At 69.6% G+C, this 13,488-nt stretch carries 9 protein-coding genes and 5 pseudogenes; 9 read left to right on the top strand and 5 right to left on the bottom strand.

Features of this window, described 5'->3' with window-relative positions; all coding sequences use genetic code 11:
* Positions 1–66 precede the first annotated feature (66 nt).
* The 4 genes and pseudogenes from ACSHWO_RS00070 to ACSHWO_RS00055 form a co-directional block, all read left to right on the top strand.
* Positions 67–270, top strand: a pseudogene (locus tag ACSHWO_RS00070) (Ku protein); the annotation flags it as partial.
* Positions 271–356: 86 nt separating this feature from the next.
* Positions 357–527: pseudogene (locus tag ACSHWO_RS00065) on the top strand (Ku protein); the annotation flags it as partial.
* 33 nt (positions 528–560) lie between these two features.
* A complete protein-coding gene (locus tag ACSHWO_RS00060; RefSeq protein ID WP_438309474.1) occupies positions 561–896 on the top strand; it encodes a hypothetical protein in 336 nt (111 codons plus the stop codon).
* A 202-nt stretch (positions 897–1,098) separates the two neighbouring features.
* Positions 1,099–1,317 (top strand): DUF6233 domain-containing protein, encoded by a 219-nt coding sequence (locus ACSHWO_RS00055; protein WP_438309473.1) that lies wholly within the window; start codon positions 1,099–1,101, stop codon positions 1,315–1,317.
* Here the strand turns inward: ACSHWO_RS00055 and ACSHWO_RS00050 are convergent.
* From ACSHWO_RS00050 to ACSHWO_RS00035, 4 genes and pseudogenes are all read right to left on the bottom strand, one after another.
* A pseudogene (locus tag ACSHWO_RS00050) lies at positions 1,303–2,512 on the bottom strand (IS3 family transposase). The gene ACSHWO_RS00055 and the pseudogene ACSHWO_RS00050 sit on opposite strands and share 15 nt — an antisense overlap.
* A gap of 22 nt (positions 2,513–2,534) precedes the next feature.
* Positions 2,535–2,789, bottom strand: a complete 255-nt coding sequence (locus ACSHWO_RS00045) for a transposase (RefSeq protein WP_438309472.1) — start codon at positions 2,787–2,789, stop codon at positions 2,535–2,537.
* Between the two features lie 176 nt (positions 2,790–2,965).
* Positions 2,966–3,889, bottom strand: a complete 924-nt coding sequence (locus tag ACSHWO_RS00040; RefSeq protein WP_438309471.1) for a hypothetical protein — start codon at positions 3,887–3,889, stop codon at positions 2,966–2,968.
* A gap of 100 nt (positions 3,890–3,989) precedes the next feature.
* Positions 3,990–5,645, bottom strand: a complete 1,656-nt coding sequence (locus ACSHWO_RS00035) for a hypothetical protein (protein WP_438309470.1) — start codon at positions 5,643–5,645, stop codon at positions 3,990–3,992.
* Positions 5,646–6,643: 998 nt separating this feature from the next.
* On the opposite strand from ACSHWO_RS00035, the gene ACSHWO_RS00030 reads away from it, so the two are divergent.
* The 3 genes and pseudogenes from ACSHWO_RS00030 to ACSHWO_RS00020 form a co-directional block, all read left to right on the top strand.
* Positions 6,644–8,020 (top strand): protein kinase domain-containing protein, encoded by a 1,377-nt coding sequence (locus tag ACSHWO_RS00030; protein ID WP_438309469.1) that lies wholly within the window; start codon positions 6,644–6,646, stop codon positions 8,018–8,020.
* A gap of 260 nt (positions 8,021–8,280) precedes the next feature.
* Positions 8,281–9,504, top strand: coding sequence for a hypothetical protein (locus tag ACSHWO_RS00025; protein ID WP_438309468.1), 1,224 nt, complete (start codon positions 8,281–8,283; stop codon positions 9,502–9,504).
* Between the two features lie 84 nt (positions 9,505–9,588).
* Positions 9,589–9,702, top strand: a pseudogene (locus ACSHWO_RS00020) (6-phosphofructokinase); the annotation flags it as partial.
* A 46-nt stretch (positions 9,703–9,748) separates the two neighbouring features.
* Here the strand turns inward: ACSHWO_RS00020 and ACSHWO_RS00015 are convergent.
* Positions 9,749–10,651, bottom strand: a complete 903-nt coding sequence (locus ACSHWO_RS00015) for a DUF4238 domain-containing protein (protein ID WP_438309467.1) — start codon at positions 10,649–10,651, stop codon at positions 9,749–9,751.
* 675 nt (positions 10,652–11,326) lie between these two features.
* Here ACSHWO_RS00015 and ACSHWO_RS00010 point away from each other — a divergent pair.
* Positions 11,327–12,577, top strand: a complete 1,251-nt coding sequence (locus ACSHWO_RS00010; RefSeq protein ID WP_438309466.1) for an AAA family ATPase — start codon at positions 11,327–11,329, stop codon at positions 12,575–12,577.
* Positions 12,578–12,746: 169 nt separating this feature from the next.
* A pseudogene (locus tag ACSHWO_RS00005) lies at positions 12,747–13,488 on the top strand (Mu transposase C-terminal domain-containing protein); the annotation flags it as partial.

Raw genomic sequence — 13,488 nt, 5'->3', positions numbered from 1 at the left:
AGCTAGCAGAAACCGCATTTGACCTGCGATTATTCGGAATCTAGTTCAGTCAACACCACCGTCCCGGTGGCCGTCGTGCCGGCGACCGAGCGCCACGCCGTGCACTTCCGGCAGATCCATCAGCACGAGGGCGGGCTCATCGGCCGCGTCCGCAACCTCAAGGTCTGCGAGCTCGACGGCGAGCCCGTCGGCCTCGACGAGATCGGCCGCGGCTACGAGACCTCCACCGGCACGATCCCCGTCAGCGACGCCGAACTCGACGCCCTTCCCCTGCCCACCGCCAAGGCGATCGAGATCGTCAGCTTCGTCCCCGCGGCCTCCATCAACCCGCCGCCTTCGGGGCCGGCGCCTCCTACCTGGCAGCCCCGGACCCCATCGCGGCACGGCCGTACATCCTCCTGCGCGAGGCCCTCAGCCGCACCCGCCGCGTCGCGGTCGCCAAATTCGCCTTCCACCAGCGCGAACGCCTCGGCCTGCTGCGTGTTGTCGGCGACGTCCTGGTCCTCCACGGCCTCCGCTGGCCGGATGAGATCCGCGAGGCCGACGTTCCCGCCCCCGTTGTGGACGTCACCGAGGACGAGGTCCAGGCCGCCGTCGCCCTCGCCGACGTGATGACCACCGACACCCTCGAAGGCATCCGCGACAACTACCGCGACGCCGTGGAGGAACTCCTCGAGGCCAAGGCCCACGGGGAGCGCACCCAGCCCCCCGAGGCACCCGCCCCGATGATCGACCTCATGGCCGCCCTGGAGGCATCCGTGCAGAAGGCGCGGGAAGCCCGCGGTGAGACCGAGGCCACCGTCCACGAGCTCCCTGCCAAGAAGAAGACCGCGAGGAAGGCTGCCAAGAAGACCACCAGGCCGGCCGAGGGCCGCACACCGCGCCGCCGCGCTTGATCGAGTGGCCCGGCCAAAGCGGAGTAGGCGACCAGCGACCACCCCTAGAATCGAACATGTGAACGAAAATCTTGCGGGGTAGATCGCCCGACACCGGGCGGTCGTCGGCTGGCTGGAGTGGCAGCTCGGCCAAGCCCGCGAGGCCCTGGCTCGCCTGGAACAGCAGGAGGCCGCCGTCACGGGCCGCAGGCCGGAGCCACGGGTGCCAGATTGGAAGCTCGAAGTGCACCGCACCGGCTACGGTCCCCGCCCCTTCCGGGTCCACGCTGGCCACTGCCTCGACGGTCACGGCAAGGAGATCACCCGGCACGAGGCCCTTCGTCTCCTGGCCGACGGCATCGAGGCGTGTCCCTTCTGTGGGCCAGACCGTGATCTGAGGTTGATCCCTGGGAGTGGACACCGGGTTTCATGCGATGAGTGACAGCGTACGTGTCGTGATCAGTTGTTGTTCGAACTCTGCTGGTGTGAGGTAGCCGAGGGCGGAGTGGCGGCGGCGCCGGTTGTAGTAGGAAAGCCAGCGGAACAGCTCGAGCCGGGTCTGTGTCTGTGAAGTCCAGCGGCGTCGTGGAGCAACTCGCGCTTGAGGCCCTGGAAGAACGACTCGGCGAGGGCGTTGTCGTAGATCGAGCCGATCCGGCCCATGCTGCGGCGGATGCCGTGCCGGCGGCAGACGTCGACGAAGGCGGCCGCGCTGTACTGGGCGCCCCTGTCGGTGTGGAACACGACGCCGTGGACCCGGCCGCCGCGGGCGGCCACGGCCATCTCGATCGCATCGGTGACCAGCGAGGTGCGCATGCGGTCCGCGATCGACCAGCCCACTACCTTCCTCGAGCAGATGTCGATCACCGTCGCGAGGTAGAGCCAGGTCGGGCCGACGGCTATGTAAGTGATGTCGCCGCACCATCTGGTGTTGAGCGTGTCCGCGGTGAAGTCATGCATCACCAGGTCCGGCGCAGGCGGTGTGGTCCTGTCCGCGATCGTCGTCCGCTTCTTCTTCCGCAGGTGCCGGCCGACGATGTGGTTGACGCGCATCAGCCGGGTCACGCGCTTGCGGTTGATCCTCCGCCCCCGCGTACGCAGCTCTGCGTGGATGCGCGGGGCACCGTAGACGCCATGGTGCTCGAGGTGGATGGCGCGGATTTCACTCACGGTCCGCTTCTCCTCGGCCTGGCGTTCGGCGCGGGCCGGCTCGGTGGCCAGGTGCCGGTAGTAGCCGGCGCGGGATGCCCCGAGCACGCGGCAGATCCGCTTGACGCCGAAGTCGGCACGGTTCTCGGAGATGAAGGCCCAGCGGCGGGGGCTCACTTCACCTCCCGGGCGAAATAGGCGGCTGCCCGGCGCAGGATCTCGCGCTCCAGCTGCCACTCCTGCTCGGCCTTGAGCAGCCTGGCGTTCTCAGCCCGCAGCCGGGCCAGCTCTTCCACCGTACTCACGCTGCCGCCGTGATCATCGGACGTGGCCTGGGCCTCGTCCTTGCGGACCCACGTCCGCAGCGACTCCGCGGTGATACCGAGATCCGCGGCCACCTGCGCGTACGTCCGCTTCCCGGCCGCGGCGCGGAAGAGCGCGACAGCGTCCTTCCTGAACTCCTCCGGATACGGAGACTTGCGTCCCACCTGGACATCCCTCCCTGGACCATCAAGATCCATTGTCAGGGTGTCCACTCCAAAGGATCAGCCTCAGGATGAAGGTGTCTTCCACCGTACTCACGCTGCCGCCGTGATCATCGGACGTGGCCTGGGCCTCGTCCTTGCGGACCCACGTCCGCAGCGACTCCGCGGTGATACCGAGATCCGCGGCCACCTGCGCGTACGTCCGCTTCCCGGCCGCGGCGCGGAAGAGCGCGACAGCGTCCTTCCTGAACTCCTCCGGATACGGAGACTTGCGTCCCACCTGGACATCCCTCCCTGGACCATCAAGATCCATTGTCAGGGTGTCCACTCCAAAGGATCAGCCTCAGGATGAAGGTGTCCCCACGGGGTGTCCGCCGATGCATCTGCGGAGTGGCCGGTCGGGGGGCGTCTGCCGTATGGCCGGTCTGCCCGTTGGGTGCTGGGTAGCCGAACCGCTCAGGTGACGCAGGCTGCGAGTTCGGCGACGGAGAGGCAGGCGGGGTTCTCGTCGCCTGCGGGTTCCGCGTCGACGGTGCGGAAGACGTCCGGCGGGACGGTGAAGATGGCGACCTGGTGGCGCGGCATGACCACTCGGCCCACTTCTCGCTGCAGCGTCGCGACCACGCCGCTCTCCGAGTAGAGGCCGATCGGGACGCGTGCGCCGGCGGGGTATCCGTAGACCGCGATCCGGTGGTTGCGCTCCCAGCCCTCCATCGTCGCCGCTCCCCGGGGCACGCTCAGCGGCACCTCGCTCTCTGCACGGACGGCTCCTGAGCGCGCCGCCACGGTGAACCCTCGTGACCGGGCGATGTCCGTCAGCGCTGGCTCTGACGGGAGGAACTGCCACGAACCGCTCTCGAGTAGACCGCCGCCGACGTCCTCGACCTCCATCGGACGGCCGTTGAACAGGTCGTCCATCGCCGGCAGCGTGTCGCTCAGCTCGGCCACAGGCTTCACGGCCGTGGTGTAGGTACGCCCTCCGGCCTTCACCGTGACGGTGATCGGGCCGGACGGAAAGCCTTGAAGGCACAGCAGTGACACCTCGCCCAGGCCTGCCGCCACCGCGCCACTCGCTCCCCTCGCGTCCTTGACCGAGGTCACCCAGACCCGGCGGCGGGCTTCCGGATCGGCCTGTTCGAGCCGGTCCAGGTCGGCCCGGCAGCTGACCGCGGCGGTGCCTTCCGCGCCCGGGGTGGCCTCGGCGGGAGGCGGGATTGCCTCGTCAGGAGGGGGGGTTTCCTCGTTTTCCTCGCCGGGAGGGGTGGCGGCGAAGCCGATATCGAACTGCTGGGCCAGCAGGATGTCCCGGGCGCTCGGGCTGGGGGTCGCCGACCGCGTGGTAGCCCGGCCGGCGGGGGCTGCCGGTGTGTCGCGGAGCATCGCGCAGCTGGTACAGAGGAGCAGGCTAAGCGCCCAAAGCATGGGCCTCTGCCACCGGCTCTGGCGTTGTGTGACCACTCGTCACCTCTCCTTGTTCGTGTCATCGGCCGGTTCCGCACCGCTCCTCGGCGCGCTGCAGCTCTGTGGCGAAAACCTGTTCGTACCGATGGACGAGCGCGCTGTCCGCCCTGCCCGCGCGGACCGCCGCGGCCAGCTGGGTCAGGGCGTCCTGCTGCGCCGTATGCCCGGTCGCGAGGTCGCAGCGCTCGAGGCTCCAGGAGGCCAGCAGGCCGTGCCAGACAGCACGTTGGACCGGCTCCTGGCCGTGTGCGATGGCGTCCCGGATGCGGTCGACGGCTGCTGCCAGGTCGCCCCGGCCGGCCGCGTTGACGGCGGCGATGGATTCCGCGAAGGCACGCAGGTCCGCGGAGCCGGTAAGGTCCGGGGCAGCGCGGACGGTCGCCACGGCGCGCTCCACCGTACCGTCGTCCTTCACCAGGCGGGCCGTGATACGGCACTGCTCGACCTGGGCGAGGTTCACGGTGGCCTTAATCCGTCCGAGTTCGGTGATGCCCGGGTCCGCTGCGAGGACGTGCAGGGCCTTGGAGACCTGGGCGAGGTCGGTGGCGCGCACGGTGCCAGGCTTGCAGCTGTGCGCGGGCCCGATGGCCCGTCGGTAGGTATTGACCTGCAGGCTGAGGGCGGCGCGTCGGCCGGCCGGCGGGTCCCCGCCGATGGCGAGGTAGTCGCCGCGGGCCGCCGCCAGCAGCTTCTCGCGGCCGGGGCCGCTCTCACCGGAGGCCTGGTCCTCGAGCGCATGGCCGCGGAAGAGCCGGACCAGATCGGGCGGCACGAAGCCGCCGACGCCGTCCCTCCGCTCCGCGTCGAGAAGGCCGGCGAGGATCCGGCCGGCCTCCGCGGGGCTGCCGTTGCGCCAGGTGTCCAGCGCGTCGACGAACTGCGCGAGGGCACCGATCCGGCGGGTCAGTTCCCCGGTCAGCTGGGCGCGGGCACGGGCCGACTCCCAGCCGCGGGCGACGAGGACCGGCGGGCCGAGGAACCATCCGGTGAGCTCGGGCGCATCGGGGATCTGGTCGGCTCGGACGTAGACGGCTGGCCTAAGCGTGGTCTGGCCCGCCTGATCCTCGCTGACGAGGCCGCCCACGACGACCTCGGCATTGGTCTCGTCGGCGAACCTGGCGGTCTTCCGCTCCAGCGCGCCGCGGCGGGTGTCGGCGAGCTGGGCGAGGGGCAGCGACGCCTCGCCGGCGTAGCTGCGGACATCGGTCGCGGTCGGGACGCGCCCCATCATGTCATGGGCAAAGGTCGCGGCCACGTCGTCCAGGACCTTCTCGTCCTGCCGCCCGTCCTCAGCCGCGAAGCCGACCACGGCCACGTCGCGAGCGCCGCTCATCCGGGTAAGTGGGGGCGGCGGGGGACGGAAGGCCAAGAGCACCGCGACGCTGCCGAGGAAGAGCACCGTGGCGGCTGACCACACCAGAATCCGGGCCCGGCGTGGGTGCTGCCCGAACCGTTCCCCCACCACGGCGCGCACCGCCAGCACATACCCGGCCAGCGCGGCGAGCACGGCCAGGACGAGCGGCACGGGTGACAGGGCGGAGCCGAGCTTCTCCACGACGAGCAGCGCACACGGCACGCAGGCCGCGAACAAGCCGAGCAGGGACCACAGCCAGAGGGAGGCCCGATGGCCGTTGTCCGGGACGTGATCGGGCGCACTGCCCGGGGAGTGGTCCACACGTCCTCACCAGGTCCGCTGTTGGCGCAGGCCCGCGCCAACCAGCACGGTAGAGGGCGCCGCGCCGCGCGGACGGTCGACGCCGCCCTGGGCGCCGGGATCGCGCGCCGAATTCCCCGGATCAGAGGCAGGTGGACCCGCCTGCCGACGGCCTGCCGGGCTGGGTGCGACTACCGTGCGCACCCGCACCCGGCAGCACCGCTACACCGTTCCCCGCGCTCAACTGGTCAAGCACGCCACTCACTGGCCGACTAACTGATCGTTTCAGAATGAGGTTCGGAGGCGGCGGAGGCACCCACCGACATGGGTTCCGGCCGGTCCGCCGCACCTCCTGCGCCCGCTCTGGGGCGCTGCAGGCGCCTCACACCCACGCATGGGCCCCACCAAGTGGTGGGGCCCATGAATCGAGGAAGGTGCAGTTAACACGCCAGCCAACATGCCGCTACGGGGTCGGAGGGAACCCGCTTTCTCTCCGGTTGGATCGGGTGTGGCGTCACGTGGGGTGAGGCGGGCTCGTCGAGCCCTGGGACTCGTTCCCGGAGGGTGTGGCTGTGCGGCGGGTTGTTGCACGACTCGATGCAGGAGTTGCCGATGTGGGTGTGTACCTGGTGCTGCCGTCCGGAGTGCCGCCGCCTGATCTACGCCGGATGCGCACCCACCACTTGCAAGGGCTGGAGACGGGGTTCGCCCGCCGGCTTGGGGCAGGCTTCAGCGGGCGTTCTCCCCAGCAGCGCCCCGTCAGAGCAGGGAGCGCCGCCGCGCGCAGATCATTTTCGGTGTTCATGGCCGGACCCGTCTGACAACTCACGCCGCCCGCAGGCATGGGGCTCCCTATCCTGGATGGGGGATCGCCAATCGGCACGGGTGGCACACCACGGCCGGGCGCGGAGCCGCTTCACGGTAGGACGCGCTCTGGCTTGCACCGGTGGGCCACTGGGAGGCTTGGGCTGCCGCGGAACGGGGCAAGCCCAGCCGCCTGAAGTGGACTCGGGGGAGTCGTGGAACAGTTGACGCCGGAAGACCCTGCCTCGATCGGCCCGTATCGCCTGTCGGCGCGGCTCGGTGAGGGAGGGATGGGGCAGGTCTTCCTCGGTGTGTCCCGTAGCGGCCGCCGACTTGCGGTGAAGGTGATACGTCCTCATATCGCCGCCGATCCCGGTTTTCGGGAGCGATTCCGACGCGAGGTTGCCGCGGCGCGGAGCGTGGGCGGATTCTGGACCGCGCCGATCGTGGACGCCGACCCGGACGGCGCGATGCCGTGGGTCGCCAGCGACTACATCGAGGCACCCGACCTGGGGTCGCTCGTGCACGACCGGGGGCCGCTGGGTGCGCGGGAGTTACGGTCATTGGCCGCCGGTCTCGCGGAGGCCCTGGAGGTCATCCACCGGACCGGACTCGTCCACCGGGACCTGAAGCCGTCGAACATCCTGATCACGGGGAACGGCCCCAAGGTCATCGATTTCGGCATCTCGAAGGCGGCGGAGGGCGCCACGACCCTCACCGAGACGGGCCTGGTGGTCGGCACGCCCGGGTTCATGAGCCCCGAACAGGCATCCGGCGGACGGGTCGGGCCGTCGAGCGATATCTTCTCGCTGGGTACGGTGCTGGCGTTTGCTGCGACCGGCGAGGGACCTTTCGGCGAGGGCAGCGTGCCCGCGTTGCTGTACCGGGTGGTGCACGACGAGGCTCGTCTCGACGGGGTTCCAGAGGAGCTGCGGAGTGTGGTGGCTGTGTGCCTGGAGAAGGCGCCGGAGCGGCGGCCGTCTGCGTCACAGGTCCTGGACCTACTGAGCGGGGACGGTGCGGGAGAAGCGGCGACCCGGCCGGCCCCGGGCCCGCATGCCCTACCTCAGACCGCGCCGGTGACGGAGGCGGACGCACCGCAGCAGAACGAGCCTCCCTCCGGTGTCCCCGATCCCGATGCGGTCGAAGTACGCGCTGGCCTGCAGCAAGGGCACACCAAGGCGGCGGCTGCCGTGGGGTGGGGGTGCATCGGCTCCCCGGTGTATCTCGTGGGGGCTTTTGTCGTGCAGGACTGGGCCGGCTGGGACGGCTTCCTGGTGTGTCTTGCGATCGGGGCGGTCATCGTCACCGCGTGCCACCAGGTTCTGAAGAGGCAGCCGCCGCTGCACCTCACCGCAGCCGGCCCGGAGCATCCGTGGACCGGGGTGAAGTTCTCCTCGGCGTGGGGGAGCCGCGAAGTCCTCGACGCGGTCCTTGTTCGGCCCGACCTCGTTGCGGAGATCAGTGCCGACGTCGCGATCGACCGTGGGGGCGTGTACCGGCACCCGCTGCGGTACGTGCGCCTGCGCTTGGACGCGAGTGTTGAGGACGTGCCTCGGTTCGGTGGAGGCACGGCCGCAGCGGCACGCTGAGCGGGGGACTGCCCCCCGGAAAATCCATGGGCCTTGACCCGTCTCGTATCTCTAGGCTCACTCTGTGCGGGCGGCGCCCTGGTGCGCCCGCGGATCCGATGTGGGAGGGCCTGCTGTGATGCCGACTGGGTGGACCTGACCGCTGTAGGCCCACTGTCCCCTGCTTCATTCGGTGCGCCCTGTTCCTCAGTTCAGCCCCGATTGTCAGACCCTGCCCGTAGCGTTGTGGGCCCTACTCGTGGCGGCTGCGGGGAGCACTGATGGACGACGACCTTCAGACCGACAGCGACGAAGACCTCTTCCGTAACCCTGTCTACTACGAACCGGCTGGCCGCAACCTCGACCTGGACCGCTCCGACCTCGGTGTCCCGCAAGGCCAAGACCTCCTGAACGTGCTCCTGCGCATGCGAGGACGTGTCCCCGTCGAGAAGCGCGGGCTCATCTGCCCCGACTGCCGGGACCTCCGGGGCCGGCGCGTCCCCATGTACATCGTCCAGCGTGACGGCGTATGGCTTGCCTCCCACTACCGGAAGCCCGGGGAGAAGCCGATCAGCCACGAGTCCGACGAGCACCTGGCTCGCAAGGAACGCATTGCGAAAGACTCTGAGGATCATGGCTTCCACGCCGACATCGAGTCGCAGGCCGCAGACGGGCAGGCGCGCCTCGATGTACGCATCAACGGCGCAAACGGCATCATCCTGGGCTACGAGCCTCAGCTGAGCCCCCAGACGGCCCGCAAAATGCGTACACGGGAGGGGTTCCGGCGCCGCGGCGGCATCCAGTCGGTCTGGGACTTCGCCGACCCCGACCACGAAGGGATCGGCACCGTCCCATACGTCCGCACGCCCAACCTGCCTGCCTCCGTCATCCGCGTGCAGAAGAACCCCATTGCGGTCGTGGACGGCAATTTCGTCCTGGAGGAGGGCCAGTGCAGCCCAAGCGGCGCGCTCACGCGGTGCCCGGAGAAGCCCTACGATCCGGAGAATCCCACCGACACCGGGTACTGCGGGGGCTGGCACCGCGTCCTTGTGCCCGCCCATCAGTCGAGCACCTTCACAGGGGAAGGCGGCCTGACCCTCACCCGGTTCATCGTGGAAGCTGCGGCCGGTGAGCGGATCCCGTTCCAGCGGGACGGCCACCACGGTTGGCTCCCGGCACAGCAGTGGCAGCAGTACCTCGAGGCGAACGGTCCCGCCCTGGACGACAAGGAGCGCCAGCCATCTGTACGACAGGGGGACCGGCGCGACAGGTGCACTGAGGACCGTCCGGCTTCGGAGGTACGGGCTGAACCGAAGCAAAGACGTGGCAGCCGCGCGATCGTCCTTGAGTCCCGCCCCCAGAAAACCGGGCCCGCCAGGGTTCCGGTTGACGCGTCGAGTCAAGTGATCCCGCTCTGCCGGTTCGGCTGCGGTCAGCCCGCAAGCCTTCCAGGGCCCGAAGGGCTGCCCGAGCACTTCTCGTGCCGCAGGAAGCATGAGGCGTGATGTATCACCACCGCTTTGCTGTCCCCCGTCGAACTGGTCGCAGGCAGTGCGGCGCGTACGTTCGGTGCAGTCCCGTGGCGACCAGATGCGCACCAGCGCATCATGGTCGTCGAGGGCACGGGCCGGCACGCTGGCTGGATCGCCCTGGAGTCCGGCATGGCCGCCGGCGCCCACGCACTTCCGCGACCGGCGCCGCCAGCGGCGACGGGGTCGGGGGCAGGCCCTGGCGGGTTCCTGATGGGAGTTAGCGACGCTGCTTCGCCTTGTCTTTGGCGAAGGTCTCGAGCCCGCTGCGAGGATGCATGTAGACGTAGCGGTCGGCTGCTCGGATCTGTACGGCATTGAGCTCGTCGACTGCGGCCCTGGAGATGGCGGCCGTCAAGTTCTTCGGTCCGAGGGCCAGCAGGTGCCTTGGACCGATGGGCAGGACGACGGTGTGGGCATCGCCGAAGGCCATGTTGATGGGGAAGGGCCTGGTGTCCGTGCGCATGGTCACGGCCGGAGTGTCCCCGATCAGGAACTGCCCGCTCTCCGGAGTCAGCACTTCCAGATGCCATTTGGCCGCCGCCATGTCGCGGACTTTGTTGAACATGTCCTCGATGCTGGTGCGGAACAGCTGGCCGTTCCCGAAACTCTGGGTGACCTCGGATTGCGCGATGAGGCGCTCTGCAAAGGAGCCGAGGGAGCCGGGACCGGGCAGATGGAGCCCGGTCTGGCGCAGTGCCTCACGGCGTAGGGGCTCCGGAAAGCGCTGGATGAGTTCGCCGCGGACCTTGCTGCTCACCGTCTTGAACGCGGTGGTGTGCACGCTTCGGTAGCGATGTGACCGTACGTAGTGGAGCACGACCAGGTTGCGCAGCACTTCGACGTGGTGGGGGTGGGCGAACGGACTGCCGGCCTTCACAGCGGTGAGTGCGGGCGGTACATGCGTCTCTACCGAATTCCACAGGTCCTCTGCAGTCGCGGAGTCGAATGCCACGAAGTCTTTGGCCGCGCCACATGCCCGGGGCCCTTTGAGCTTCTGCCGCCGCTCCGGGTTCTGCACGTCGAACGGTAGAAGCTGTCGGCCGCCCCGGCCAGGCATCGTGAACTCCCGGAGAAGCACCTGGGAGACGAGGTGCTGCGTGGATATGTGTGCCGCGTTCACCCACCAGATTCTGCCAAGGTCCCGGTGTCCAGGGCCAAGGCTTTGACCCAGAACGCGTCGAGCTGGTCTTGGGTGAGTGAGGCGCGAGTGCCGCGCAGCCGCGTGCCGGTCGCGGCTGTTGTCCGTTCGGTGGCGGGCCGTTCCGAAAAATCTTGGGCACCGATGGCTCGCCTGCGTGTACGAAGGACCCGTACAGGCAGGCAGGAAAGGGGCGCCAGTGGGTAAGGCATCGTCGGCGAAGCGCGCGGCCAAGGCCGGGGGCACCCGGGATCACACAGTGCCCCAGATGTACCTGAGGCATTTCGCCCGGCACACGGCACGCCGCAAGTACGAATTGATGGTGCGACGGCTCGGCAAGATCAACGAGCCGTTTCCCGTGACGCCTACCGGTATTGTGAGTTGGGGGTGTGGTGGCGGGGTTTGGGCGTCATCGCTGCGTGATGGGTTTCTGGCCTGGTACAGCACGGTTCCTGGGTCTGTGATGGCTGTCATGGGTTGACCAGGGGGCTGCCATTGGCCGATAGCACGTGGATGGTGTGGCTGTCACAGGGTTGAAAGTTCCTGTGTTCGGGGTGGCTTGCTTGGGCTGTGCTGGTGGGTATGGCTGCTCGGTCGGGTCGCGGTGTACGTGGTGAGGCAGGGGCTTCGGTTGCGGGGTCTGGTGCGGGTCGGGGTGTGGTGGTTCGGCGTCTGCTCGCGGTGGAGGAGTCGGGGGTTGTATCGCGGCTGCATGTGAAGGTCGCGGCGGAGCTTGCCGGGGTGTCGGAGCGGACGGTGTGGCGTTGGCTCGCTGAGGGGCGGGCGGGGCGGATGGAGGCGAGGCCGCGCGGGGACGGGTTCGCGTTGAGTGATGCGTTGTGGGCGGTCCTCGCGGAAGAGGGCGGTAACGTCTCCGGCTTGCATCGGCGGATAGAGCGGGCACACGCCGATGGTGGGCTGGAGGAGTGGGGTGTCGGGCGCGTCCCGTCTCTCTCGACGCTCCAGCGCGTGGTGCTCCGTGATCTGCGGGCGGGGCGGGTGCTGGAGGTGGCGAGGCCTTCCCGGAACCGGGTCGAGGCCAGCCGGTATGAGCGGGTTCTGGCCGACCTGAAGCTGCAGCGGGCGGGTGAGGGTCTGCCGGTGGTGGACGCGGTTTCGGAAGTCCCAGCTGTTGCCGAGCCGGACGAGGGGAAGACCGGTCCGTCGCGGGGTGGGGTGCGGCTGTTTGTGCCGGGTGCCCGGGTGGTGTCGACGGCCGGCGTTGCTGCTGTGGTGGAAGCCGCGGGGCACACCGTGGCCGCGCGGGGAATTGGGTGTGTGTTCGGGGAGCCGGGGGTGGGGAAGACGGTGGCCGTGCAGCAGTCGCTGCATCTGCTGCCTGATCGGGTGCCTGTATGGCGGGCGGTGGTCGGCGTGAAGCCGGGCCTGCCGCAGATGCGCGCTTCGCTGCTGGACGCGCTCGGGCTGGCGGCGGGTTCTCTCTCGCACCGGGCGCAGTCGGCGGACCGCGCCCTCGGAGAGGCGCTGCGCAGGCCTGGGGTGCTGTTCCTCGATGACGTACAGCGCCTGTCCCCGCCGCTGCTGGACTACCTGCGTCTGCTGTGGGACGAGCCGGGTACGGCTGCCGCGCTGCTGTTGTGTGGGGCGGGTGCGGAGCGGGTGATCGCGCGGGCGCCTGCGTTGCGGTCGCGGGTGCTGACCTGGCACCAGGTTCCCGGCCTGGACCAGGAGCGGCTCGCAGAGACGCTGGCGATGTTCCATGACGTGTGGGAGGGCGTCGAGCCGGCGGACGTGGGATGGGCGGATGCGACGGTTGCGCGGGGCAATTTCCGTACCTGGGCGAAGATCACCTCCCATGTCTACGCCCTGTCCAAGCGAGGCAGGGACGTACGCGTGGACCGTGTGTTGATCGAGCAGGCCTGCGCCCGGCTTGGCCCCTACCCGTAACGGCCGACGGCACAGGATCGAAAAGGGAGACCAACAGCGGGCGGCAGGGAGCGGTTCCATGATCAGTTCATCCGAGGCGGGAGCGTCGGCACCGCTGGACGTGCCAGAGCCGGTGCCTGAGCTCCAGGGTCCGGCGCTCGCCGCGTTGCGCGGTGCTGTGGTTCAGCGGCTGCTGCGGCTGCGGGCCCAGAGGCGGCTTTCACGGGGGCACGTGCGCCTTGCGGGGGAGTGTCTGGGGGTGTCGGAGCGGACGGTGTGGCGGTGGCTCGCGCAGGCTGACGCCGAGCCCCGTATGGCGGCCCGTCCGGGGGCGAGAACGGTGGACCGGTTCGAGGTGACGTCGCAGGTGCGGGTGCTCCTGGCGTACTGGCGGGGCAACGCCTCGGCGGTACACCGGCAGCTGGTGGTCCGCGCCCGTGCCGCAGCCGGTGATCTGGTCACCGCGGTGCCAGGCGGGGCGCCGATGGAGGCGGTTCCCTTGCTCGATCCGGTGCCGTCGTTGTCGACGTTCCTGCGCGCGGTGCGCCGTGACCTGACCGCGGGCGAACGCGCGGGCCTGGCCCGGGGTCCGGAGGCGGCCCGGGCTCACGATGTGTTCGGGCGCAGGCCGAGGCTGTGGCGGAACCACACCTGGGAGTCCGACCACGTCCAGGCGCCGCTTGTGGTCGACGCGGACGGGGAGCTGGTGCGCCCGTGGGTGACGTGGTTCATCGATGTCGCGACGAAGGCCATCACGGGCACCGCAGTCACCCCCGGCCATCCCTCAAGGGCCTCGATCCTGGCGGCTCTGCGCGCCGCCGTGCTGCGCACCGGCCCGTACGGGCCAGCGGGCGGCATACCCGAGCACGTACGCGTCGACCGCGGCCGGGACTTCCTGTCGAAGACCGTCCTGGGCGCCTTCACCGACCTGG

Source organism: Streptomyces pallidus (ex Mingjun et al. 2026), from assembly GCF_051550185.1.
Taxonomy (GTDB): domain Bacteria; phylum Actinomycetota; class Actinomycetes; order Streptomycetales; family Streptomycetaceae; genus Streptomyces.
Note: the sequence above shows the minus strand (reverse complement) of the source record. Positions and strands in the feature narration are given on the sequence as shown.

Bases quoted from the DNA above. Each gene is read 5' to 3' on its own strand.
- ACSHWO_RS00025 (WP_438309468.1), top strand. From the start codon at position 8,281: ATGGACGACGACCTTCAGACCGACAGCGACGAAGACCTCTTCCGTAAC.
- ACSHWO_RS00040 (WP_438309471.1), bottom strand. From the start codon at position 3,889: ATGCTCCGCGACACACCGGCAGCCCCCGCCGGCCGGGCTACCACGCGG.